Origin of the sequence: Methanobacterium sp. BAmetb5 (genome assembly GCF_003491305.1) — an archaeon.
Lineage (GTDB): Archaea > Methanobacteriota > Methanobacteria > Methanobacteriales > Methanobacteriaceae > Methanobacterium.
The window spans coordinates 807,501-830,000 of the sequence record NZ_CP022706.1; the positions used below are offsets into that span (position 1 = coordinate 807,501).

Annotated in this window: 26 protein-coding genes (2 of these 26 running past the window's edge); 13 read left to right on the forward strand and 13 right to left on the reverse strand. The window is 43.6% G+C overall.

Translation table 11 applies throughout. The features are described 5' to 3' along the window. From CIT02_RS03890 to glmS, 3 genes are all read right to left on the reverse strand, one after another. Positions 1-243 carry the 5' portion of a helix-turn-helix domain-containing protein gene (locus tag CIT02_RS03890; RefSeq protein WP_048073629.1) on the reverse strand. It extends 342 nt beyond the left edge of the window, so 243 of the gene's 585 nt are visible here — the first part of the coding sequence; its start codon is at positions 241-243; its stop codon lies beyond the left edge, outside the window. Positions 244-553: 310 nt separating this feature from the next. Beyond that, positions 554-844, reverse strand: a complete 291-nt coding sequence (locus CIT02_RS03895; RefSeq protein WP_292614194.1) for a hypothetical protein — start codon at positions 842-844, stop codon at positions 554-556. A gap of 212 nt (positions 845-1,056) precedes the next feature. After that, positions 1,057-2,838 carry a glutamine--fructose-6-phosphate transaminase (isomerizing) gene (gene glmS / locus CIT02_RS03900; RefSeq protein ID WP_292614196.1) on the reverse strand — a complete coding sequence of 594 codons (1,782 nt, stop codon included), beginning with the start codon at positions 2,836-2,838 and terminating at the stop codon, positions 1,057-1,059. Positions 2,839-2,989: 151 nt separating this feature from the next. On the opposite strand from glmS, the gene purC reads away from it, so the two are divergent. From purC to CIT02_RS03940, 8 genes are all read left to right on the forward strand, one after another. Beyond that, on the forward strand, positions 2,990-3,736 hold the full coding sequence (gene purC, locus CIT02_RS03905; protein ID WP_292614198.1) for a phosphoribosylaminoimidazolesuccinocarboxamide synthase: 747 nt from the start codon (positions 2,990-2,992) through the stop codon (positions 3,734-3,736). Positions 3,737-3,850: 114 nt separating this feature from the next. Continuing rightward, the gene (gene purS, locus CIT02_RS03910; protein ID WP_292614201.1) at positions 3,851-4,105 is read left to right on the forward strand and encodes a phosphoribosylformylglycinamidine synthase subunit PurS; all 255 of its coding nucleotides are present in this window, start codon (positions 3,851-3,853) and stop codon (positions 4,103-4,105) included. Between the two features lies 1 nt (position 4,106). Next, entirely contained in the window at positions 4,107-4,757 is a 651-nt protein-coding gene (gene purQ / locus CIT02_RS03915) for a phosphoribosylformylglycinamidine synthase subunit PurQ (protein ID WP_292614203.1), read from the forward strand. Between the two features lie 36 nt (positions 4,758-4,793). Continuing rightward, a complete protein-coding gene (gene cobA, locus CIT02_RS03920) occupies positions 4,794-5,507 on the forward strand; it encodes a uroporphyrinogen-III C-methyltransferase (protein WP_292614205.1) in 714 nt (237 codons plus the stop codon). Positions 5,508-5,516: 9 nt separating this feature from the next. Then, positions 5,517-6,305: a uroporphyrinogen-III synthase gene (locus CIT02_RS03925; RefSeq protein ID WP_292614207.1), complete on the forward strand. Its 789-nt coding sequence runs from the start codon at positions 5,517-5,519 to the stop codon at positions 6,303-6,305. A 73-nt stretch (positions 6,306-6,378) separates the two neighbouring features. Then, entirely contained in the window at positions 6,379-6,672 is a 294-nt protein-coding gene (locus CIT02_RS03930; RefSeq protein ID WP_048073997.1) for a signal recognition particle protein Srp19, read from the forward strand. A 194-nt stretch (positions 6,673-6,866) separates the two neighbouring features. Next, a complete protein-coding gene (gene recJ, locus CIT02_RS03935; protein ID WP_292614210.1) occupies positions 6,867-8,264 on the forward strand; it encodes a single-stranded-DNA-specific exonuclease RecJ in 1,398 nt (465 codons plus the stop codon). A 131-nt stretch (positions 8,265-8,395) separates the two neighbouring features. Continuing rightward, entirely contained in the window at positions 8,396-9,196 is an 801-nt protein-coding gene (locus CIT02_RS03940) for a MarR family transcriptional regulator (RefSeq protein WP_292614212.1), read from the forward strand. Between the two features lie 132 nt (positions 9,197-9,328). Here the strand turns inward: CIT02_RS03940 and CIT02_RS03945 are convergent, their stop codons facing one another. Further along, the gene (locus CIT02_RS03945) at positions 9,329-10,243 is read right to left on the reverse strand and encodes a pantoate kinase (protein WP_292614214.1); all 915 of its coding nucleotides are present in this window, start codon (positions 10,241-10,243) and stop codon (positions 9,329-9,331) included. A 149-nt stretch (positions 10,244-10,392) separates the two neighbouring features. Between CIT02_RS03945 and CIT02_RS03950 the strand changes: the two genes are divergently transcribed. Continuing rightward, complete coding sequence (locus CIT02_RS03950; RefSeq protein ID WP_292614216.1) at positions 10,393-11,058, forward strand: histidinol phosphate phosphatase domain-containing protein; 666 nt, start codon at positions 10,393-10,395, stop codon at positions 11,056-11,058. 139 nt (positions 11,059-11,197) lie between these two features. Here the strand turns inward: CIT02_RS03950 and CIT02_RS03955 are convergent, their stop codons facing one another. Together CIT02_RS03955 and CIT02_RS03960 are read right to left on the reverse strand one after the other, a co-directional pair. Further along, a complete protein-coding gene (locus tag CIT02_RS03955; RefSeq protein WP_292615017.1) occupies positions 11,198-11,851 on the reverse strand; it encodes a 2,5-diamino-6-(ribosylamino)-4(3H)-pyrimidinone 5'-phosphate reductase in 654 nt (217 codons plus the stop codon). Between the two features lie 97 nt (positions 11,852-11,948). Further along, a complete protein-coding gene (locus tag CIT02_RS03960) occupies positions 11,949-12,224 on the reverse strand; it encodes a hypothetical protein (protein WP_292614218.1) in 276 nt (91 codons plus the stop codon). Between the two features lie 161 nt (positions 12,225-12,385). Here CIT02_RS03960 and CIT02_RS03965 point away from each other — a divergent pair, with 161 nt between their 5' ends. Next, the gene (locus CIT02_RS03965) at positions 12,386-12,775 is read left to right on the forward strand and encodes a carboxymuconolactone decarboxylase family protein (RefSeq protein WP_292614219.1); all 390 of its coding nucleotides are present in this window, start codon (positions 12,386-12,388) and stop codon (positions 12,773-12,775) included. Between the two features lie 204 nt (positions 12,776-12,979). Here CIT02_RS03965 and CIT02_RS03970 read toward each other — a convergent pair whose 3' ends face one another. The 3 genes from CIT02_RS03970 to mtxX form a co-directional block, all read right to left on the reverse strand. Next, entirely contained in the window at positions 12,980-13,738 is a 759-nt protein-coding gene (locus CIT02_RS03970) for a TatD family hydrolase (RefSeq protein WP_292614221.1), read from the reverse strand. Positions 13,739-13,852: 114 nt separating this feature from the next. Then, a complete protein-coding gene (gene uppS / locus CIT02_RS03975) occupies positions 13,853-14,620 on the reverse strand; it encodes a polyprenyl diphosphate synthase (protein ID WP_292614223.1) in 768 nt (255 codons plus the stop codon). A 253-nt stretch (positions 14,621-14,873) separates the two neighbouring features. Beyond that, positions 14,874-15,569 (reverse strand): methanogenesis marker protein Mmp4/MtxX, encoded by a 696-nt coding sequence (mtxX, locus tag CIT02_RS03980; protein ID WP_292614225.1) that lies wholly within the window; start codon positions 15,567-15,569, stop codon positions 14,874-14,876. A gap of 423 nt (positions 15,570-15,992) precedes the next feature. Here mtxX and CIT02_RS03985 point away from each other — a divergent pair, with 423 nt between their 5' ends. Beyond that, the gene (locus CIT02_RS03985; RefSeq protein WP_292614227.1) at positions 15,993-16,607 is read left to right on the forward strand and encodes a hypothetical protein; all 615 of its coding nucleotides are present in this window, start codon (positions 15,993-15,995) and stop codon (positions 16,605-16,607) included. Positions 16,608-16,697: 90 nt separating this feature from the next. Here the strand turns inward: CIT02_RS03985 and hemL are convergent, their stop codons facing one another. Both hemL and CIT02_RS03995 read right to left on the reverse strand, forming a co-directional pair. Then, positions 16,698-17,960 carry a glutamate-1-semialdehyde 2,1-aminomutase gene (gene hemL, locus CIT02_RS03990; protein WP_292614229.1) on the reverse strand — a complete coding sequence of 421 codons (1,263 nt, stop codon included), beginning with the start codon at positions 17,958-17,960 and terminating at the stop codon, positions 16,698-16,700. 70 nt (positions 17,961-18,030) lie between these two features. Further along, on the reverse strand, positions 18,031-18,669 hold the full coding sequence (locus CIT02_RS03995; protein WP_292614231.1) for a cobalt-precorrin-8 methylmutase: 639 nt from the start codon (positions 18,667-18,669) through the stop codon (positions 18,031-18,033). Positions 18,670-18,993: 324 nt separating this feature from the next. Here CIT02_RS03995 and CIT02_RS04000 point away from each other — a divergent pair, with 324 nt between their 5' ends. Further along, a complete protein-coding gene (locus CIT02_RS04000; protein ID WP_292614233.1) occupies positions 18,994-19,263 on the forward strand; it encodes a DUF5654 family protein in 270 nt (89 codons plus the stop codon). 112 nt (positions 19,264-19,375) lie between these two features. On the opposite strand, the gene CIT02_RS04005 is transcribed toward CIT02_RS04000, so the two are convergent. Next, a complete protein-coding gene (locus tag CIT02_RS04005; RefSeq protein ID WP_292614235.1) occupies positions 19,376-19,780 on the reverse strand; it encodes an RDD family protein in 405 nt (134 codons plus the stop codon). 141 nt (positions 19,781-19,921) lie between these two features. Continuing rightward, positions 19,922-20,932: a hydrogenase expression/formation protein HypE gene (hypE, locus tag CIT02_RS04010; protein ID WP_292614237.1), complete on the reverse strand. Its 1,011-nt coding sequence runs from the start codon at positions 20,930-20,932 to the stop codon at positions 19,922-19,924. Positions 20,933-21,249: 317 nt separating this feature from the next. On the opposite strand from hypE, the gene CIT02_RS04015 reads away from it, so the two are divergent. Next, a protein-coding gene (locus tag CIT02_RS04015; RefSeq protein WP_292614239.1) for a phosphatidylserine/phosphatidylglycerophosphate/cardiolipin synthase family protein crosses the window boundary here: on the forward strand, positions 21,250-22,500 show its 5' portion. It continues 576 nt past the right edge of the window; the window shows 1,251 of its 1,827 coding nt (coding positions 1-1,251); it begins with the start codon at positions 21,250-21,252; its stop codon lies beyond the right edge, outside the window.

A 22,500-nucleotide genomic window follows, 5' to 3' on the forward strand; every position in this document is an offset into this window, starting at 1 on the left:
TCTTCCGGATTTGACCATGAATGGGCCGTTTTGTGGGGCATCATCCAGCAGGGTTCCCAGGCGGACACCCAGTGCCCGGGCAATTTTCAAAAGAGGAGTCAGTGAGGGTACCAGTGCTCCACTTTCCAGATTTTCTATGAGTTCTACACTGCTAAAACTGGCATCGGCCAGTTCTTCCTGTGACATTTCGCGATATTCCCGTAACTGACGGATCTTCGCTCCAACTTTATTCTCCTCTGACATTTAATCACCTGTTATGAATGTTATGTTCTCAAACTCGCAGTTATTATCTATAATTATCTATCAATTTAACTATAATTTGAATATATCACCAACATATTCACAATCATACCCAATTACTTAAACATTTTTTTAATTAATCCCCTGGATCAAGGGAGTGTATTCCCTAAAAAATATGTTTTGATGTTGGTGTCTAAAAAGTTTTCATTTCATAATGAGCTTCATAAATCCCCGTATCATACCGTGGAAAAATGGGGAATGATTCCATTCATCTTTAAAAAAAAATGATATTTATTCCTTAATTATAGCTTAATCAGGGTTTAGTTGTTGTATTGGTCGGTGTGGTGTTGGAAGTGGTGTTATTGGTGGCGTTGGTGGCGTTGGTAATGTTAAGCTGCACATGCTTTACAATGTGCACCGGGGTGAAGTTAGAGTCACCAATTTCACTGATCTTCTGATCACCGTTTAAATTGAAATTTGATGGAATTAACCCTACTCCAATATCGGTACCTATATTCAGGGCATTGGCAGTGGAAGCAGTTCCATAGGCAACCAGAGCAATCATTAAAACAATAAACAGAGTTCCTGATTTTTTAGGGGACATGTAATTTACCTTTCTAATTAAGAAGTATCCTCAATTAAATGTATCTTCAACCACCTTTAAATATCATGGCCTTACTGTCCTTAACCGAAATGATCTTAAGGGTAAACTCTCCCTTTATTTTTTGAATTTTTTATTCCACCGGGAAAAATGTAATAAAAATGGATATTGAGGTGTTGGGAATATTATTTCATTCCACAGTCACCTATTTGACTTTATTCCACAGTTACGCATTTGGCCAGGTTTTTAGGTTTATCCGGGTCAATTCCCCTCTGAACACTTATGTGGTAGGCCAGTAACTGTAAGGGAACCACGTAAAGGAGTGGTGAAAGTAGCTCCGGAATCTGGTGGGGGAATTTTACCATGTCACTAGCTTCCGAACTTAAGACCTGATCATCCTCTGATCCCAAACCTATTACCCGTGCTCCCCGGGCTTTAACCTCTTGCACATTACTCAACGTTCGATCGTGACTTTTACCAGGAGGGACAACTGCCACCACCGGCACATCATCATCTATTAGGGCTAGTGGTCCGTGTTTGAGTTCTCCGGCTGCGTATCCTTCACCATGGATGTAAGTTATTTCCTTGAGCTTCAGTGCTCCCTCCAGGGCGGTGGGATAGGAGAATCCGCGGCCAATGAAGAAGAAATCCTGGGCGTCCTTGTATTTTCCAGCCATTTCTTTGATACCCTCCTCCAGGGATAGCACTGCTTTCATGCAATCCGGGATCTTTTGAAGTTCTTCTAAAAGTTCCTCATCCTGACACATGCAAGCTGCCAGGAGATATATGCAGGTCAACTGACTGATGTAGGTCTTGGTAGCAGCCACACCGATTTCTGGGCCGGCTCTGGTGAATATGACATAATCAGCTTCCCTGGTGGCTGTGCTGCCCAGTACATTGACTATTGCCAGGGTTTTAGCCTTTTTATTGGCTATTCTAAGGGCTTTTAATGTGTCTGCTGTTTCTCCAGACTGGCTGATGAATATAACCAGGGCATGAGGGTCAATGGCCTTTTCAGAGAATTCAAACTCTGAAGCCAGGATTACATCAGTGGGTAGTCCTAAAAGTCCTTCAAACAGGTATTTGCCCACCAGTGAAGCATGGTAACTTGTTCCACAGGCAACGAAGGTGACTCTTTTGAATTCTGGGAATTGACTGACTATCTTTTTGATATCTGAAACCTCAAATAGAGTATTCTGAACGGCATCTGGTTGTTCATGGATTTCTTTAAGCATGAAATGAGGATAGCCTCCCTTCTGAGCCATTTCCGGAGTCCAGCGGATGGTTTCAACCGGTTTATCCAGCACCCGGCCATCACGATCCTTGACCGTGATGCCCTCTTCATCCATAATGAAGGTCTCATGGTCTGCCAAGTAGATGATCCTACGGGTGTGCTGCAGTATGGCCGGGGCATCGGAAGCCAGGAAATATTCACCGTCTCCCAGTCCCAGTATTAATGGACTTTCTTTCCGTACCCCCAGGATACGGTTGGGTTCATCAGTACTGATAACTGCAAAGGCATAGGACCCGTGGAGCTTGGTGATGGCCTTGTTTATGGCCTCCTCCAGGTCCAGGCCATCTTTATGATATTTTTCAATGAGGTGGGCAATTACCTCCGTATCAGTTTGGGAGACGAAGTGGTGTCCTTCACTGACCAGCTGGTCCTTGAGTTCCTTGTAGTTTTCTATGATTCCGTTGTGAACCACGGCGATTTTTCCCTCACAATCCGTGTGGGGGTGGGCATTTTCCTGGGTGGGGAGTCCGTGGGTGGCCCAGCGAACATGCCCTATGCCTATTTCTCCCGGAAGCTCTTCCAGGTGCAGTTTCTGGGAAACTTCTTTGATTTTTCCCCGGTCTTTCTTGATGTTGATTCCCGATGATGAATAGGTAGCCAGGCCCACCGAGTCATAACCCCGGTATTCCAGGCGCTGCACACAATCCAGAAGTACTGGTGCTGCTTTGTCATTTTTAAGTATACATCCCACAATTCCGCACATATTAATTTCACCTGAGAAGGTAAGTTAGGTAAATGGTAACAATGCCAATCTATTATAATCCTTAGTTATAATATTTCTAATGTAGTTTTATCTTAATGTAGTTTAATATCTATATAAACATTTGACACCAAATAAAAAGACGGAGTTTAACATGAATATTGATAAGGGAAATCTTCTATACCGGGGCAAAGCCAAGGATGTGTACCAGACCAGTAACCCTAACCAGGTTCTGGTGAAATTCAGAGATGATATCACCGCAGGAGATGGGGAAAAGAAGGAAGTTATGGGCTTGAAGGGCTACTATAACTCCATTATCTCCGCTAAATTCTTCCAGCTCCTGGAGGAGGCTGGGGTGAAAACCCAGTACATCGACCTGCCCGAACCGGGTTACATGCTCTGCCACAAACTGGATATGATACCGCTGGAAGTTATCACCCGGAATCTAGCCGCAGGAAGTCTCCTCCGGAGGTTCCCATTCCAGGACGGTCAGACCTTCCATCCACCCATCATCCAGATGGACTACAAAAATGATAAATACCATGATCCCATGCTCAACGATGACATCATTCTGGCCCTGGGACTGGCCACAGCAGATGATCTGGAGGAAATTCGCCAGATCACCCTGAAGATCAACAGTACCCTTAAAACTTTCCTGGAAGACCGGGGGCTCATCTTCCCGGACTTTAAAATAGAATACGGACGTGATGTAGATGGGAATATCGTCCTGGGTGATGAGATCAGTCCGGATACCTGTCGTTTCTGGGACAGTGAAACCTGTGACATCCTGGACAAGGATCTCTTCCGAAAGGGTGAATCTGGAGTCATCGATGCCTACCAAAAGGTGGCCAACATAATCCTGGATGAGGAGGATAAGAAGAAATGGAAATTAGATTTCTAAAATGGATTAATCTTTGATCTAGAAATCGATGGGAAGATATAAGGAAAATATGAAGATTATAATGAATTTGAACAATTATAAAAAGTTTATTTAAAATTAATCCCTGGTGATGCCATGAAATACCAAGTACAAGTTGAAATAAGTCTCAAAAAAGGAATGCTTAATCCCGAAGCATCCACCATCCAGAGGGCCCTGGCCCTTTTAGATTATGAGGTGGAGGATACCGCCACTGTGGAAATAGTTAAATTCACCCTGGAAGCAGCAAATCCTGAAGTGGCCCGTGAAGAAGTGGTCCAGATGTGTGAAAGACTGCTCTGCAACCCGGTGATCCACGACTACCAGATCCAGATGGAAGCTGCAGGTGATTGAGATGAAAGTGGGGATCATACGCTTCCCCGGCTCTAACTGTGACCGGGATGTGTTCCACGCCCTCCAGCTGGCGGGAGCCCAACCTGATTATGTCTGGTGGAACCAGAGGGACCTATCACAATTTGAGGCCATCGTCATCCCCGGAGGATTCTCCTATGGAGATTACCTTCGTGCCGGGGCTATCGCTGCCATCACACCAGTGATCGACGGGATCAAAGATATAGTTAAAGAGGAAAAACCAGTTCTGGGAATATGTAACGGTGCCCAGATCCTGGCTGAAGTAGGGCTGGTGCCGGGAGTGTTCACCCTCAATGAAAAGGCCCAGTTCATCTGTGAATGGGCTGATCTGAAGGTCAGAACCAACAGAACACCATTCACCCATCTTTACCACAAGAATGAAGTTATAAAAATGCCCATTGCCCATGCCGAGGGCCGTTACTACACCGAATACATTGATGAACTTCGTGACCAGGACCAGATCGTTCTGGGATTTGCCGGCGACAATCCTAATGGTTCCCTGGATGCCATCACCGGAGTATGTGACCTGGAAGGACGGGTTTGCGCCGTTATGCCCCACCCGGAAAGGGCTTCTGAATCTATTCTGGGTTCCGATGATGGTTTGAAGTTCTTTAAAGGAATTCTTAATTTCTAAAATGTTGAGTTTAAAAAAATTTCACATGGTGAATTAATGGTAGTCTATTTAGTAGGTGCAGGACCCGGAGACCCGGATCTAATAACTCTTAAAGCTATTAAAACCCTGCAAAAAGCAGATGTGGTGGTTTACGATCGTCTGGCCAATGAGGAAATACTCAAGTACGCCAGTGGTGCAGCCCGGATCTACGTGGGCAAAAAAGCCGGAGCCCATTCCAAAAAACAGGAAGAAATAAACCAGATACTCATTGAACAGGGTAAAAAATATGACAACGTAGTTCGACTAAAGGGTGGTGACCCCTTTGTCTTTGGCCGGGGTGGTGAGGAGATGTTGGCCCTACTGGAAGAAGGAATACCCGTTGAAGTAATACCCGGCGTGACCTCGGCCATTGGTGTCCCCACCTCTAGCGGATTGCCGGTAACCCACCGTGGGGTGGCAACATCATTCACCGTGGTAACTGGACATGAAGATCCCACTAAAAATGAAAAACAGGTCCAATGGAACTACAATGCCGACACCCTGGTGATCCTCATGGGTGTGGGTCACCTGGAGGAGAATATCCAGAAGATCATGGAGCACAAGGACCCCCAAACACCAGTCTGTGTCATAGAAAAGGGAACCACCCCGGATGAACGGATGGTGCTGGATACCCTGGAGAACATAGCTCAGAAGGATATAAAACCTCCGGCCCTGGTGATAATTGGGCCAGTGGTGGATGTTTACCAATCCATTCAGAGTAAAAAAGGGTGAGGAAAGATCATGAGTGGATTGGAAGGTAAAGTAATCGCCATAACCCGACCCCCGGAAAGGTCCCAGGCTGCCGTGGACTTGGTTAATGATCTGGGAGGTATACCCCTGGTGGTCCCCACCCTGGAGCTGAAAGCTGTGGCCAGTGATTCTTTGATGGCCCTCTGCCAGAAGGCAGGTGAACTGGACTGGTTAATATTCACCTCCCCTGCTTCACTGGAATCTCTCTTTAAATTCTGTCCTGATTTTAAGGCAAATCTCAACCCCCTCTGTCAGGTAGCAGTTATCGGCCCCCGCACCGGGAGAGTTTTAAAGGATTACGGTATCACTGCCAACATAGTTCCCAAAGATTACACTGCCGAAGGTCTTCTAGAGGAATTGGAGAGGGTAGATCTTAAGGGGAAGAAAGTGGGTGTTCCCCGCACCTTTCAGGCCCGGGATGTTCTACCGGAAGGTTTGAAAGAGAGGGGAGCCACTGTCTACCTGGCCGAAGCCTACCGATCCACCAAACCCCACGACACCAGCCAGGTGGAGTTACTGGTGGAAGAAATAATCCAGGGGAAAGTAGATGCTGTAACCTTCACCAGTCCCCTGACCGTCACCAACCTTTTCGAACTATCCGGGGATAAAAAAGAAGAATTAATAAAGTCTCTTATAAATGGGCCGACCTTGGTGGTGGCTATCGGACCTATCACCCAGAAACCGCTGAAAGAACTGGGAATACCATCCATTGCCCCGGCCAAGTACACGGTGAAGGACATGTTACTACGGTTAGATGAAGAATTATTTAACAATACTTAAAGATTATATTCTAAATACAAGATTCTTAATATCAAAATTGACTTTTATAAACAAGAGTAGAGGGTTAATGATCATGAAAGATGAAACTAGAATAATCATCTGGCCTGTTTATCTGGATTCCACCAAAACTAAATCTGAAGGAAGGAAGATACCCCGAGAAGGTTCGGTTAAAGCACCAAAACTGCGGGAAATTTCTCAGGCAGCTAAAAAACTGGGATTGAACCCATCCACTGAAAAACATAAAGCTTACCCTACCTCCTGGTGGGAAGGATCCGGCCGGGTAATAGTAGACCGGAAAATGGGCAAACGTGAACTCCTCCTTAAATTAAGTAATCTCATTAATGGCTCCAGATCAAAAGATAAATAAAATTCAATAAACAGGATCTGATTAACCAGAATCTATTTCTTTAAAGAAATTTAAAATTATAATATTAATCCATTTCATGAAAAGAGAATTAAAAACTGGTAATTTCATGAAAAGAGAATTAAATAATGAATTATTAAATAAATTAAATAAGTAATCATTTTTAAAAAGCACTCTACCCAAGGAAGGAATGTTAAATGGCGGTTAACAGGGATTATCTGGATAAATCACTGGCTAAAGCTAATGAAATGGTCAAAAAGGCAGAAGATATTAAAATATACAGCCATATAGACTGTGACGGAATATCTTCCGGAGCAATACTGTCTGCAACTCTGGACCGTCTGGAGATAGATCATGAAATAGAGTTCATAAGCCTGGACCGGATTCCCGAACTGGAAAAGAAAAATGAACTCACCATATTCTCAGACCTGGGTTCAGGACAAGATTTAGACCATTTCGTTACATCCCAATCCAAGGTTCTAGTTCTGGACCATCACCCCCCACTGCGAAATATATCACCAGTGGGAAGTGGGTTTCTGGAGGTGAACCCCAACCACTATGGTCTGGATGGTTCGCATCAGGTTTCAGGGGGAGGTATGTGCTACCTCCTGGCCAGAACATTCGGTTTTTATGATCTAAGCTGGATAGGTGTTTTGAGTGCCATCGGGGATATGCAGAACAATTTATCCGGGAAGTTAGTAGGGCTTAATAAAGAAATACTGGATGACGGGGCGAAGTTGAACCTGGTAGAGTCAATTAATGATCTGGCCATTTACGGACGCCAAACCCGGCCACTGTTCGTGGCCTTATCCTATTTTGGTGATGTTAAACTACCCATCACCAACAACCGCAATGAATCCATCCAGTTTTTAAAGAATCTGGACATACCCATTAACAATGGGAAAAAACAGCGCACACTTTACGATCTAAGCCAGGCGGAAAAGGGAAGGATCTTCTCCGAGCTGGTACGGATGTTAAGCCGTGAGGTACCCCCTCGCTATGTCCGTTACATTCCCCGCCTGGTGGCTGGCGATGCCTACGAGTTCTTGAGGGAGGAAAAGTATTCCCCCCTGCGTGATGCCAGTGAATTTTCAACGGCCATCAACGCCTGCAGCCGACACCAAAATCCAGAGGTGGCCTTAAAGGTTCTTAAGGGAGACCGAGGTATGGCCTTGGATGAGATGGAAGCCCAGGGGAAGGAGCACCGCCGTTACCTGGCCCAAAAAATGAACTGGATCCAGGGGGAAGACCGGATCCAGAACATGACTAACTTGCAGTACTTCCATGGTAACGGAATAAAAAGTGAGGTGGTGGGAACCATAGCTGGTATGGTCCTAAGTTACGGTGACTGGAGAAAGCCCATGATTGGTTTTACTCGGATAAACGATGAAAACGAAGGCTTAAAGGTTTCTTTACGTTGTTCCCGTCTCTTGGCATTTGATGGAATCCACTTCGGCCATATGATCAGCCAGGTGGCTGCCAAGGTAGGGGGAAGTGGTGGTGGCCACTCTGTAGCGTGCGGTGCCTACATCCCCGGGGATAAACAGGATAAATTTCTGGAACTCTTCAACGAACAATTGAACGGTGTTCTGTAACCTTACCCACTATTCTGGAAATAATCTACCAGTTAGGAAGATGGTTAAAGATAATCCAACTACCACCCAAAAATCATAACGATTAATAAAGGGATCAATAAAAAGTGAATCATAGAGCACACGGTGATGAAATGAAGGTTTTCAAGAAAAAGGGGGAACTTACCAAGTTTCAGATTCTGGCGGACATAGCCCGGGGACAACCCCACCTGCGGCAGAAGGATATAGCTGACAAGTTGGGCATTACAGTGCAGGCTGTTTCCGAGAATTTGAAGACACTGGTAGATGAAGGATGGGTAGAAACAGGCAGTGGCCAGTCACGTTACAAGATCACCAAACGTGGCATTGAAAAGGTGAAAACTGAGGCCAACAACCTCCGTAAATATGCTGATCAGGTTATAGACACCATGAACACCTACAAGTCAGTGTGGCCTGCCATTGCTCAGGAAGATATGAAAAAAGGAGAATCTGTGTGGCTTAAAATGGAAGATGGAATTCTGTACGCAGTTAAAGAAGAAACACCGGCCCGTGCGGAAGTGCTCCATGATGCTATAAAAGGGGAAGATGTGGCCCTCGTCAGTTTAAGTGGTACCATAGAACTTGAACCTGGATTTGTAGTTATTATGAAACTCCCCACCATTAACCAGGGTGGTACCCGTGCCTGTGATCTGGATAACGTGCAGAAAATTATGGAAAAATATGAGGCCCGTGTGCAGAAGGTGGGAGTTATGGGTACTGTTTCCCGGTCCCTGGTAAATAAACTGGGAATAGAACCTGATTTTGAATTTGCCACTCCACAGGCAGCAGTTGCCGCTGCCAGTCGGGGCTTAAATGTCATGGTATTTGTGGTGGGAAAAATGACCCGGACCTTAACCCACAGACTGGATGAAAAGGACATCAACTACCTAATTGAAGATGTTTTGACCCAAAACTAATTGAATGTGGGCCCAAAGCTAATTAATTTTTGACCAATTTTAATTTGATGGTAAAAAAATTGAAGAGAGTGTTTTTACACTAAACCTTCCATTTCTTCGGGAAACATCAATAAATAGTTCTTATTTTAAGACTTAAATTATCCGACAACCACAGTGATCGATCCGGGCCACACACGATCCTTCCAGACTATTATCTGGAGTTGAGGATATGGCAAAGACGGTTCTACCCAGCATAGCCATGGAAGCACCCATGGTTTCATCTTTAAGCACGTCAACCATCTCCATTATCTCGGGGTCAATGAAGCCTGTTTTCTGGGCGAATTCCAGAGACAGATCCATGAAGTGGGTGACCTGGGGTTTAAGCATTAGCCTCTGAAGCATGTCTCGGGCCACACTATTGAGTTTATTTGTTTTAACCGGGTCAGTGAGTACCGAGGAAGTTTCTATAGTCCCTAAACTCTTAAATATGATGAAAAGCTCCCCTTCGTCAGTATCTTCCCGGGGATTTTCTGGGGAGAGTAGTTTATCTGCTTTTCCCAATCCCGGGGCACCGGGTTCTATCCTTAGAGGGAACCCTCCCACCACTGAGCCCATAACATCTCCCAGACCAGTTGATAGGAGAACTTCGGCCTTATGGGCCACGCCTGCAGCCTGGTTAAAGGTTAATGGAAGCTTGAGAATTTGTGAAAGTCCCAGGGATGTGCCCAGGGCAAAACCAGCAGAAGCGCCGAATCCTGCTTCTAAGGGTACGTTGAGCTCATGATCAACGGTTATGTGGAGGTTAGTCCACTCAATTTCTGTGAACTGTTTTTTCAAAAGATCCAGTGTTTTACAGGTTACTGAATCTTCCCGAGAGGGGTAATTGTTGATGTTTCCATTGGTTTTTATAATGATTTCACCGTTTCCCTCACATACCTCCACCCTGGTTAGGACTCCCTGGTCCAGGACTACTCCTGCTCCCCGGGAACCCCGGATCATAGGGTTGGGATGGTCAATGATTTCAAAAAAACCAGTTATATGAGAAGGAGCGAAAACTAAAGATTGCAATTTATCACCACATTTATTATATTCCCAGCTAAATAAATAGTAAAGGTAGTAAAGTCCATGGTTAATGGGATAACCAAGGAGGGAAAGCCCTTCCATAAATAAGTATAACCCAAATTATTGAGGTAACAAATCACAGAAGGAGACTAGGTATGGGAAAACGAATAGACCTGCACACTCACAGTATATTCAGTGATGGGGAACTCTTACCATCAGAAATAGCACGCCGAGCCTGTGTTTTAGGCCATCAGGCAGTGGCCATAACTGATCACGTGGATGCCAGCAACCTGGACTGTGTTGGTCGTGTGATTAACGCGGTTTTAGATATCCGGGATAACTGGGACATAGAGATCGTTCCGGGAGCAGAGATAACCCACGCCCCTGCAGAGATAATTCCCAAACTGGCCCGCAAAGCCCGGGAATTAGGGGCGGAGATCGTGGTGGTGCACGGTGAGACACTGGTGGAACCAGTTATTGAAGGCACTAACTGGAGTGCGGTTAACTGCCCCGATGTTGACGTCTTAGCACACCCTGGACTTATAACCCATGAAGAAGCACGTGTTGCCCTGGAAAATGATATTGCCCTTGAGATCAGCGCCCGAAGAGGTCACAGTCTGGGTAATGGTCATGTGGTGCAGGTGGCCCAGGAAGTGGGAGCTAATCTGGTGGTGGACACCGACACCCATGCACCGGGAGACCTTATAAATTACCAGATGGCTGAAAAAATAGCACTGGGTGCAGGTTTACCTGCAGATGAACTTAAAACAGTTTTAAGGGATAATCCCGTTAGTATATTAGAGGGAAAGGGTATTCTTTAGAGAGATATGCCAGTATTAGGATGTAATTTCATTTTTGACTAAAACTATCCCTCATCTTTCCTTAAAATCACTTTTTTTCCAGGTTTTACTACTTTTAAAAAAATTTACTACTTTCCAAAAAATATTTACAAAAATAGAATTATAAGACTTCATATTCAACTATGAGGTCTTCTCCAAGGTTATAACTCTTCTTGAGCTTTAAACGGAAGGCATCTTTCATGTAATCCACTCCCTTCCCATCTACCAAAGTCTTGGCCTCGGCTCCCCCGGCGATCATGGGGGCTATGCAGACCCTTATCTCATTTACCAGGCCGGCACTGAGCATAGAATAATTCAAAGTGGAACCGCCCTCAAGCATTAACGTTTTAATCCCTTTATTTCCCAGTTCATCCATTAAACAGTTTAGATCAACCTGTTTGTCCCCACAGATAATCACTTCTGCCTTACTATCATCCTCAAGAGCCTTTATTTTATCCCGTGATGCTTCCTGTGAAACTGCAATGATAGTGGGAGCTTCCGGGTTAAGGATCCTGTATTTTGGAGGTGTGCGGGCTTTACTATCCACCACTACCCGCAGTGGATTGTCTTCGGGGTTAGATGAGATTTTATGGACTGTGAGGCGGGGATCATCAGCCAGGACTGTGTTTATACCAACCATTATTGCATCCATTTCTTTGCGGAGCCGGTGCCCCCTTAAAATATCTTCCTGGCCTGATATCTCAGAACTTCCTGTTTGGGTGGCTATTTTCCCATCCAGGGTCATGGCTGCATTTAAGATCACTTTTGGTTTAATAAAAAGCCCTCCGATAGTTTAAATCCCAGTTAGTTTAAATTTTTTTATAAAAAAAATTATTTAAGAAACTTACGGGTATTCCATTTAAAAGAGAAAATTACTGGTTTCCTCCACTCATTATGTAGGATATATCCTGGAAGATCTGTTGTATCTGCTGTACTACGGAGTTGATGGTGTTAACAATATCCTGAATAGGATTCATGGTTTGTTCAACTTCCTGGGCAGTTTCATTGGTAGCTTTACTGGCGTTCTGTAGTGCCTGATCTGCACTGTCTTTTATGTCACTTAAACTGGATTGTTCTGCGGCCATAACTGGTTGGAATATTAAAACACCCACTACCAGCACTAAAAAACTTATCAATAACTTTTTCATTAAATCACCATCCTAAAGTATGAGGCCATTAAATATTCATTAGAACCCTATGGAATCATCATAATCTAAACTAATTATGGGATAGAGTAGATATTAAATGTATACTTTAAATAGAGTGACCTTAAAACCAAATGGAAACAATAGTCAAGGCAAGTGTAATCATGAGTAAAGACCGATACCAGAAAGGCTTAGAAAATCTGAAGAAGATGAATCCCGAATCTTACCAGGACCTAGAAGAAGTTTTAAATGGCATAGCTCCAGATATGGCCCGTTACATTGCAGAATTCCCCTACGGTGATATCTATTCCCGGCCAGGCCTGGATCTTAAGACCCGGGAACTGGTAACTGTGGCTTCCCTCACCACCCTGGGAAGTGCCACCGCAGAGCTTAAAACCCATGTGCACGGTGCTTTGAATGTGGGCTGCACCCCCCAGGAGATAATTGAAGTTATAATCCAAATGGCAGTTTATGCCGGTTTTCCTGCAGCAATTAATGGTTTAATGGCTGCCAAAGAGGTCCTGGAAGAAAGGGGTGAAGAATTCGAAAAATAAACTGTTACCTTTATTTAATCAATATATTCAACTTTTTGATAAAAACTGATTCAGGGATAACTAAATTTTTAAAAAATCATTACCCTATTACCCTAATTAAAATTAGATTAATTAGATTAATTCACAAATTTGTAAAATCAAATTAATTGTAAAATCAGACTAATCCCCATTTAGAAATCAGTTTATCAAAAAAAATTATTCTTTTTACAGTCCAAATATATCCCGGGCATTGTTTTCTGTTACCCTGGCTACTTTTTCTACAGGAATGGATTTAACCTGGGCTATGGTTTTCACTGTTTCCTCGACAAAAGCCGGTTCGTTTCTCTGTCCTTTGAATGGTGAGAGATAGGGGCTGTCTGTTTCAGTGAGTAGATGAGATAAAGGTAGTTTAGCCGCCAGTTCCTGGTGATGTTCAGAAAAGCACACTATGGTGGAAATAGAGATGAAGTATCCCTCCTCCACTATTTTCTGGGCAGTTTGCAGATCCCCACCGTAACAGTGGAATATTACCGGGGGTAGGGAAGGATATTTTTTGACCATTTCCAGGGATTTTTCCTCGGCATCTCTGGCGTGGATAACCAGGGGTAACTGGTATTCTACTGCCATTTTCAGGAAGGTTTCAAAGAGTTTTACCTGTTTATCCTTATCTTCCTGGTTATCCAGGTCATTAAAGTCCAGTCCAGTTTCTCCCAGGGCTACAGCCTGATCTATGTTGGATTCAATTTCTGCCAAAGCCTGTTTAACTGCTGAAAAGTCAGCACGGGCGGCATTATCCGGGTGAAACCCCAGGGTAGGATATATGAATTTTTTATGTTCTGTAGCCAGTTGCAGGGTTCGGCGGTTCCCTCCCAGAGAGGCTCCGGAGTTTACAATGGCCGTGAGTTTCTCCTTAGCCCTGCTGATAACTTCCTGGCGGTTTTTATTGTAAGCTTTAAAATCAACATGACAGTGACTGTCGATCATTTTCCTCCACCGTTAGTGTGATTGATTAAATTTTGGTGGGTTTACTAGTACCGTTCTCAGTCTCTACACCTGTGTCATTAGATTATAGGGCGATCTAGTACACTTAATCTGTGTTCAGGTTCCGTAACGCCGGTCTCTCTGTTGGTAAGATCTTACTGCCCTTAAAAAGTCGACTTTCCTGAGTTCTGGCCATAAACTATCGCAGAAATATAGTTCCGAATAGGAAGATTGCCATAATAAAAATCCGCTGAGTCTTTCTTCACCACTGGTTCGTATGATCAGGTTGGGATCCTCCAGACCAGCAGTGTAGAGGTTTTTATTAACCAATTCCTCATTAATATCTTCCTGTTTTAATTTTCCCTCTTCCACTTCATTAACTATCTTCTTTATGGCATCAATGATTTCGGCACGTCCATCATAACCAATGGCTATATTTACCTGCCTTTTGTTGTAGTGGGCTGTGGACTCTTCTGCAACGCGGATGGCTTCCCGGACATCATCCGGTAAAAGTTCCAATTTACCCACGGCTTTAACCCGGACCTGGTTGTTATGTATCTTGGGGTTGCTGGCTATTCCCTGGAAATTCTCCTTAAAGAGCTGCATTAACCCATGCACCTCTTCGGGAGACCGGTTGAAGTTTTCGGTGGAGAAGGCATAGGCCGTTACAATTTCAATACCCAGATCAACACACCAGTCCAGTACCCGTTCTAAGGTACTTACTCCCCTCTTGTGTCCTTCAATAGTATTAATATTACCCTGGATTTTGGAAAAACGGCGGTTTCCATCCATGATAATTGCTACATGTTTTGGCATATTCTCCGGACGGAGATTTCGTGAAATATACCATTCATACAACCTGTAAAGTGGTGCTAATGCTGACATTTTATATTCCCTTAATATTTTATTAGATTTGTAAGATTTATTTAGTAATTTGTAGATTGGTAATTCCCCAGATTGAGGAGTGAATTTTAGATAAGTGATCTGTTATAATCATGCCGTGATGGGGGGATTATTTCCGCTGATTTGTGCCGGTAATTCTATAATATCCTGACAGGCAATGGTTTTTAGACTGTTTTGGAAAAGTCTTAGTTAATTAGTAAGTTTTTTATGGTTATTTAGAACCATGGATTATATACTAATGTTGTTTGGCCAGTTTTTCCGCCAGTTTCAAAGCCCGCAGGTATCCCTCTTCATTTTGGGATCGGGAAGTATCAATGAAGATTTCATCAATACCCAGGGTTACTGCCCCCTGGCTTTGAATCGAACCCAGCAAAACAAGGCTACGGAAAATCAGATTCCCACAGATACCATCTGGTGCCAGTATCATGTTGGCTCCATCAGCAATGGCATCTTCTATCAATATAAAGTAGTGTTTAACCGCATATTTATCCCTTGTGATCCGGGTTAACTCTTCTGCTTCCTGTATGGTCTCGTCTATCCGGGAGCTTCTACCTATATCCTGGGGCCTTCCCCCGGACAAGATAGCTATTTTAGGATTTAAACCCATCTGGCGAAGGAATTTGTCACCGTACTCAATGATTTTCCTCTTTTGTTTTAGGGTGTCACCTTCATCAATCCCCACTGGAGCCAGAAGAAACAGGTGTCCCTGTATATCCAGAAGTGATGCCCGGTAAACTTCAGGATACAGTTCCCGCAGCCGGGCCATGAAATGAGAGGCACTCAATGACCCTCTGATTGCAGCTGCAACCTCCCCGTTTAATAGCATGCCCAAGAGTTCCTCTTCAGATTCAGTTAAAACTACTTCAAAATCAACCTGGCGGGAGGCCTGGACTATGGCCTGGTTTTCACCCACACCTGCTGCGATTTTCATAGTTAATATTTTTCCTGTGGATCTATTTAAATATGAATAGCGGAATCTTCCCCGTATCCTCAGGACCGGAATTAGGGGATAATGACCCATGACAAAAAAGAGTAATTCTGTTAATTTTTATAAATGGGACAATAATATTAAATATCTGCCCCTTAATCCGATTTTTCCCCCTCCCTACCTAATTAGAAATTATTATAAATAATAAAGATATAGCAATTAATTATAAAATTCTTTGTGACTGATAATGGGTTAAGGTAATAATTAATAGGTGAACTTAACCGAATGAAAACTTAAAAAGGAATGAAATGTGAGTTGAAAATTAAAAACTGGGATTGAGGGATAAAAAGTTAAAAACTAGTCTGATAAATTTTTTTAACAAATTCCATAATTAAACGTTAGAATACTTAAAATGAAGGTGCTTTAATGGTTTTAAAACCTGAAAACCCCGAAGACCAAATTCAGTTCTCAGATAACACTAAGGGATATCTAGTTTGTACCCAGTGTAAGGGTTATTACGAATTACAAGAAAATGAAAGCCCAGAAGACTTTGAAAAATGTGAATGTGGTGGTTCCCTTAACTACCATGAACCCCATACCCCGATGAAAGATAATTTAAAATCCACTAGACAACATGTTTTTAATAAATCCCCCAAATCTCGGGGCGGATATACCACTCAAAACCCCCTTAACAAAGTAAAAACTGAAAATTCAACATCTGAAAATAAAAGAGTGGTTGACCGTATTTCTCCCCAGGAACCAGTATCTGATGAGGCCCTTGACACCCTGATCCAGGATAAAGGTAATTTATGGGATAATGTGGAAGAATTCCGTCCTGAAAACAAGAAAAATGAAGGCGCCAGCGATGTTATTGAACTAAACCGCATGATGATGATGGTTGACCAGAAAAGAGCCCTTGAAGAAAGTAACAAAAACTCTCCCCGAATTTCCAGAAAAATGGGACCCATAGGTTTCCTGGGTGCAGCGATTGTCCTCCTGATAGCGGTTCTGATAATTACCCTAGCCGGAGAGATATTTTAAGCCTTAGAATAATATTTTCCTTATTCTATTAATAAAAATTCTATTTATAAAAAGTGAAGTTTAAAAGTTTTTAACCTTTTAAACTATGGTTTATTTTTCCGCAGCTTTAATTCCCTTTTCCATGGCCTCCAGTGTTAACTGGATATCATCTGGGGTGTGTGCTGCAGATATGAAGCAGCATTCAAACTGTGATGGGGGAATGAATACCTCATTGGCCAGTAATGTCCGGAAGTAGGTGTTGAATTTTTCCACATCCGCGGTCTTAGCCTGGGCATAGTCCCACACCTTGGTGGGGGTGAAGTAGATCTGGAACATGGAGGATAGTCCCGCTACCTGATAATCCAGGGCAGCATCTTCCAGGATATCTGCCAGACCCCGGCGCATTTGAAGTCCCTTAGATTCTGATTCACGGTAGTAGGCTTTGTCCAGATTTTTAAGTGTTTCTATACCTGCCGTGATTGATATGGGGTTTCCGTTGAAGGTTCCTGCCTGATAAACATCTCCCTGTGGGGCAATGCGTTCCATTAATTCTTTTTTACCTGCAAATGCACCCATAGGGAATCCGCCTCCCAGAATTTTTCCCATGGTTACCAGATCCGGGGTTACACCAAAGTATTCCTGGGCACCTCCTGGGGCTATTCTAAATCCAGTGATAACCTCATCAAAGATTAATATTATGTCATTTTCAGTGGTTATTTTTCGTAAAAATTCCAGAAAACCTTTCTGTGGAGGTATACAACCCACGTTACCCATTACTGGTTCCAGGATGATGGCCGCAATTTCATCCTTTTCCTGTTCCACCAGGTTGGTGATGGCTTCTTCATCATTGAATGGTACCAGTACTGTGTTTCTGGTTGTTTCTTCCGGGACCCCGGGAGAGTCAGGTAATCCTGCGGCTCCGGAGCCTGATTTAACCAGGACATAGTCATGGGCGCCGTGGTAGGCTCCTTCGAATTTAATTATTTTCTTTTTCCCGGTGACTGCCCTGGCCAGGCGTATGGCGCTCATGGTGGCTTCCGTTCCCGAGTTTACAAAACGGACCATTTCCGCACAGGGAACCCTTTTTACCACTTCCTGGGCCAGGTTCACTTCTGCTTCTGTGGGAACACCATAGGCCGAGCCCCGTAGAAGTTGCTGGCCCACTGCTTCCATCACCGGTGCATAGGAGTGGCCCAATACCAGTGGCCCGTAGGCCAGGCAGTAGTCCAGGTAACTATTTCCATCCACGTCGAACAGGCGGGGCCCTTTTCCCTTAAGGGCAAAGAAAGGATAGGGTTTAATGGCCCTTACCGGTGAGTCAACCCCTCCGGGAAGATAATTCTTAGCATCTTTAAATAGATCTTCAGATTTCATTTTTATCCTCTCCATTAATTAACTTCATTATAAACTCAATGTATTCATTTATTAAGCTCTAACCTAATCCTCACCTTTCATTTCTTGAAATATTAATTAAAGAGTTAATTGCAGCTACAGCCACTGGAGTGCCACCTTTAGGGCCTTCAGTGACCAGGTAGGGGATTGAAGTCTCTGCCAGGGCTTTTTTGGATTCTGCCGCACCCACAAATCCTACCGGAACACCAATAACAGACTTAACATTCATTGAACCTGCCTCAACCTGTTCCATTACCTTCCACAGTGCAGTTGGCGCGTTTCCAATAACCACCACCCCCTCAAAACCTTCGACTGCCGCTAATTCCATGGCTGCTGCCGCCCGGGTGATTTCCTGTTCCCTGGCAAGCTTGACCGCTCGTTCATCATTGATATAACAGTAGATGTTTCCAGGATACTTGTTTATACCGGCCTTCACCATACTTATATCCGTCAGAATATCCTTCCCCTGGGAAACTGATTCCAGACTCTGCTGAACAAAATCAGAACTCATCCGAGTTATATCTGCATATTCAGGGTCCGCTGTAGAGTGAACTATCCTCTCCACTATAGATCGTTCCTCCGACGTCATACCCTTGGTTTTTTCATCAATAAGAGACCTTACAATCTCTCTACTTTTAGCAGCAATCTCGTATCCCTGTTTGGTAGATGCGCCCATAAATGTTGGTTTCATATTATCTTTCCGTGCCAGTTTTGGACTTATTCCCTAAATTTTTCCATTTAGGCTAGGGTAAACCTAAATCAAAATCATAAATAATCTTCTAACATATTTATCTCATTCTAATATTTTAATTCTTAGATTTAAAAAAACAGAGATTTGAAAAGGATAAGATTGGATTGTCATTTTAAGATAATATTGAAATCATCCACCTTTATAATCCTTCTTCAGTAAAATTCAACCCTATACTATCCCTGAAGTGCCATTCTTATACTCAAATTTATATAAATTATCCTACAAAAATAATAAACAATTATTTCTTGTAAGGAGGGAAAGTTTATGAAAGAACAGGCACAGGAAGTTAAAGGACAGGTACTTCAGACCATAGCCACACTACTCACCACTGCGTTTGGATTAATCGCAGCACTGGCATGGAACGAAGCAATAAAGGCATTAATAGCACAATTTCTTCCAAAAGGAAGCGACTTGATGGGCTTACTCATCTATGCAGTTTTAATTACCATCATAGCAGTGGTGGCAACTATAATAATCGGCAGAGCCATATCCCAGCCAGAAGAGGTCCAACTGGTTAAAATTGTGGATGAGTAATTGGAAAGGGATAATAAATTGGAAAAAGAAGATGAGAATCTTTTTCCAGATTTTCTTCTTTTTAAGATTAAATGAAAAGAATTTAAAAATTATAAAAAAAATAGTTGCCTCTTTATTCTACTTTAATTACCCGGGTCCCTGCGAGTTGATCCAGGTATCTCTCTTTCCCATCTTTACTCTGGTAAGATCCTACGGCCAGGTCAATCACCAGGGGTATCAACAGGAATTTAGAGATATTCCTCAGGAGTGCCTTTTTATAATCCATATCCCCCTCCTTGTACTGGACTTTTAGCTTGAACAGACCTTTACCCAGGGTTGTGGACCACTTCCCTTCCATTATCATGAAGTACAGGACTGTCAGCAATCCCCATAATATAAGCCAATAATTAAAAACCGAGTATAGATTGGTCCATGCGATTAACGGGTAAATAATAGCCGTCAGAACCCACATAAGTAGCGTGATGAAAATCGCATCAACTATCAAAGCAGCCAGTCTTCCACCCCAAAATTCCTCCATTATAAATCACCTGTGTTTACATCTGGATGTTTATACATTTATAGTAGCCGGATTTAATTGTTTAGTCTTCTTAGGTTCAGATTAACCCGGGTTAGAGTACTATTTGGTTCTATGGTTTTAGTAAAAAATGTGGAAAGTGGGTTAACAAACCCGGGGAACCGGATCGGCTATGGGTGCTTCCAGTATCCGTTTACCGCCCATCATAGTTTCCAGAATCACGTGTTTATCCGGGGTTACCTCACCAATTATCTGGGCATCTTTACCGTACTTGTTTTTACGGATAGCTTCCAGGATTTCATGGGCCTTCTCCGGGGCCACCCCCATTATGACCTTACCTTCGTTGGCCACTTCGTAGGGGTCAATTCCCAGCATCTCGGAGGCAGCAATAACCTCCCGTTTAACTGGTATCTTTTCTTCATCCAGAAACATACCCACACCCGATTTTTCAGCCATTTCATTGAGAGCGTTAGCTATTCCACCCCTGGTAGGGTCCTTCATGGCGTGAACTCCTCCAATATCCAGGGCAGCCTCCACCATACCCCATACTGGGGCCACATCAGATTTAAGGTCAGTTTCAAAGCCGAATCCTTCCCGGTAGCTCATGAGGGATATTCCATGGTCTCCCACACTTCCGGTGAGGATCACCTTATCCCCTACTTTTAGTCCAGAGTCGGGGGTGATGGCATTTTTAGGGGCAATACCAATCCCGGTGGTGGAGATGATCATTTTATCCAGTTTGTCATTCTCCATTACCTTGGTATCCCCGGTCACAATGGCCACACCTGTTTCTTGGCATACTTCATCCATGGACTGGACAATGCGTTCCAGGTCGTCCACGTTAAATCCTTCACTGATTACCATGGCGTTGGCTATGGCCAGGGGACGAGCACCCATCATGGCCACGTCATTAACTGTGCCGGCCATGGATATCCGGCCAATATCTCCTCCCGGGAAGAATAATGGATCGATGGTATGGCTGTCGGTGCTTATCACGATTTCATGTTCACCCAGGGGAATGGTAGCTCCATCATCCAGGGCTTCCAGGCCTACTCCACCATTGACACTCTTGTTTTTTATGTTTCCCAGAATTATATCTGAAATGAGGCCCTGCATTATCTCTCCGCCAGCCCCATGTGACATTCCGATTTTCATTGATTCACCAGTTCTCGACTATATTTAAAGCCCTTTTTAGGACCTTTTACACCATTCTAAAATCATCTAAGGAGAATAGAATTTTAATTATTATAGTAGAGAATTGGGAGGTTAGCCTATTTAAATATACCCCTTTATCTAAACCTGAATAAAACCCCTAAATGGACTGTAAAGAGAAAAAGACTGAAATTTTAAGGATCAAATGGTAGGAATACCATGATTTAACAGGCAGAAAAGACTTAACAATTATAAAGAAAATTAATTGTTCATACTCTTAAAAATAAGATATGCTTTGGGAGGGGATTAAAATATCAAATATGGGAGTGGAAGGTAAGGTTCTGGATGAAAACGGCCATCCTCTGGAGGGCCTGGTGGTTCAGGTGGAAGGTGCGGGAAAAATTGAAGCATCCCTAAAAGATAGCCGAGTCGTGAAGACACTGGATAAAATCTCCCCGGTTTCACTTAAAGACCAACCGGTGTTAGCTGAGTCTGAAACTGATAGTCAGGGCCATTATAGGTTATTATACTCCCCGGGTAGTTATCAGAATATTTTAGATGATAAACCCACTGTACAGGTGGTGGTTAAAGATGTTCTGGGGATATCGAAACTGGGAAGAACAGATAAGCACATCGCAGTATCTGAAACCATGAAGACCATGGAAGATGTCATCATCCCCCGTAATTGGGCCGAAGGATGGTACGTTACCCTGGGCAGCTCCCCGAAATCCAGGTTCACCACTGATAATCAGGTGGAAGTCCTGGTTGATAACCAGCTAGAGCTGGAAAGGGTAGTTGAATCTGTGGAGAAGGCCCAATCCTACATTTATCTTACTCAGTTTGAATTTGAGACAGATTTTACCGCCACCTTCACCAGTGAAGGAGATAATTTCCGCCCTCAAGCTGTTTTAACCCACACACTTCAGGAAGCAGCAGGAAGGGGAGTGGATGTTAAAATAATTCTAAATGAAAATCTGGCAGTGCCTGATAGTTATTCCCAGATGGAAGAATTCTTCCAGGATAGTTCTGTGGAGATCCGTGAATTTAAGTCCCATGGTCTACATGTGATGCACGCCAAGACCATGGTGGTCGATGGTGAAGAGGCTTACGTGATTGGATCCCCCTTTAAAAAGGATTACTGGGATTCACCACAGCATATAATCAAAGACCCGCGACGCCAGCCGAAGGGTGTTCGACCAGTTCATGACGTGTCCATTAAATTGAGGGGAGGGGCAGTTTACCATGTGGAAGAATTTTTCTGCCAGATGTGGAATTACATTACCCTGGAAGAATACCAGGGACAGGGGAAAATAGAACCCCCCACCAGGAATCCAGTTTCCAATCCTGCCGGTAAAACACCGGTGCAGATGGTCCGATCCGTTACCCCGGAAACATTAAATGAAGAGGGTGAACTGGGAATCTTTGAAGGTTACCGCCGGGCATTGGCCCAGGCCAAACAATTCATATACCTTGAAAACCAGTTTCTAACCAACAAGAGTATAATTAAAGCTTTAAAAGGTGTTATGGGCCGTAATCATGATTTAGAGGTCATAGTGGTCATGAACGAGAAC

Coding starts and splice junctions, on each gene's coding strand:
- CIT02_RS03895 (WP_292614194.1), bottom strand. CDS start 844: ATGTCCCCTAAAAAATCAGGAACTCTGTTTATTGTTTTAATGATTGCT.
- glmS (WP_292614196.1), bottom strand. CDS start 2,838: ATGTGCGGAATTGTGGGATGTATACTTAAAAATGACAAAGCAGCACCA.
- purC (WP_292614198.1), top strand. CDS start 2,990: ATGAATATTGATAAGGGAAATCTTCTATACCGGGGCAAAGCCAAGGAT.
- purS (WP_292614201.1), top strand. CDS start 3,851: ATGAAATACCAAGTACAAGTTGAAATAAGTCTCAAAAAAGGAATGCTT.
- purQ (WP_292614203.1), top strand. CDS start 4,107: ATGAAAGTGGGGATCATACGCTTCCCCGGCTCTAACTGTGACCGGGAT.
- cobA (WP_292614205.1), top strand. CDS start 4,794: ATGGTAGTCTATTTAGTAGGTGCAGGACCCGGAGACCCGGATCTAATA.
- CIT02_RS03925 (WP_292614207.1), top strand. CDS start 5,517: ATGAGTGGATTGGAAGGTAAAGTAATCGCCATAACCCGACCCCCGGAA.
- CIT02_RS03930 (WP_048073997.1), top strand. CDS start 6,379: ATGAAAGATGAAACTAGAATAATCATCTGGCCTGTTTATCTGGATTCC.
- recJ (WP_292614210.1), top strand. CDS start 6,867: ATGGCGGTTAACAGGGATTATCTGGATAAATCACTGGCTAAAGCTAAT.
- CIT02_RS03940 (WP_292614212.1), top strand. CDS start 8,396: ATGAAGGTTTTCAAGAAAAAGGGGGAACTTACCAAGTTTCAGATTCTG.
- CIT02_RS03950 (WP_292614216.1), top strand. CDS start 10,393: ATGGGAAAACGAATAGACCTGCACACTCACAGTATATTCAGTGATGGG.
- CIT02_RS03960 (WP_292614218.1), bottom strand. CDS start 12,224: ATGAAAAAGTTATTGATAAGTTTTTTAGTGCTGGTAGTGGGTGTTTTA.
- CIT02_RS03965 (WP_292614219.1), top strand. CDS start 12,386: ATGAGTAAAGACCGATACCAGAAAGGCTTAGAAAATCTGAAGAAGATG.
- CIT02_RS03970 (WP_292614221.1), bottom strand. CDS start 13,738: ATGATCGACAGTCACTGTCATGTTGATTTTAAAGCTTACAATAAAAAC.
- uppS (WP_292614223.1), bottom strand. CDS start 14,620: ATGTCAGCATTAGCACCACTTTACAGGTTGTATGAATGGTATATTTCA.
- mtxX (WP_292614225.1), bottom strand. CDS start 15,569: ATGAAAATCGCAGCAGGTGTGGGTGAAAACCAGGCCATAGTCCAGGCC.
- CIT02_RS03985 (WP_292614227.1), top strand. CDS start 15,993: ATGGTTTTAAAACCTGAAAACCCCGAAGACCAAATTCAGTTCTCAGAT.
- hemL (WP_292614229.1), bottom strand. CDS start 17,960: ATGAAATCTGAAGATCTATTTAAAGATGCTAAGAATTATCTTCCCGGA.
- CIT02_RS03995 (WP_292614231.1), bottom strand. CDS start 18,669: ATGAAACCAACATTTATGGGCGCATCTACCAAACAGGGATACGAGATT.
- CIT02_RS04000 (WP_292614233.1), top strand. CDS start 18,994: ATGAAAGAACAGGCACAGGAAGTTAAAGGACAGGTACTTCAGACCATA.
- CIT02_RS04005 (WP_292614235.1), bottom strand. CDS start 19,780: ATGGAGGAATTTTGGGGTGGAAGACTGGCTGCTTTGATAGTTGATGCG.
- hypE (WP_292614237.1), bottom strand. CDS start 20,932: ATGAAAATCGGAATGTCACATGGGGCTGGCGGAGAGATAATGCAGGGC.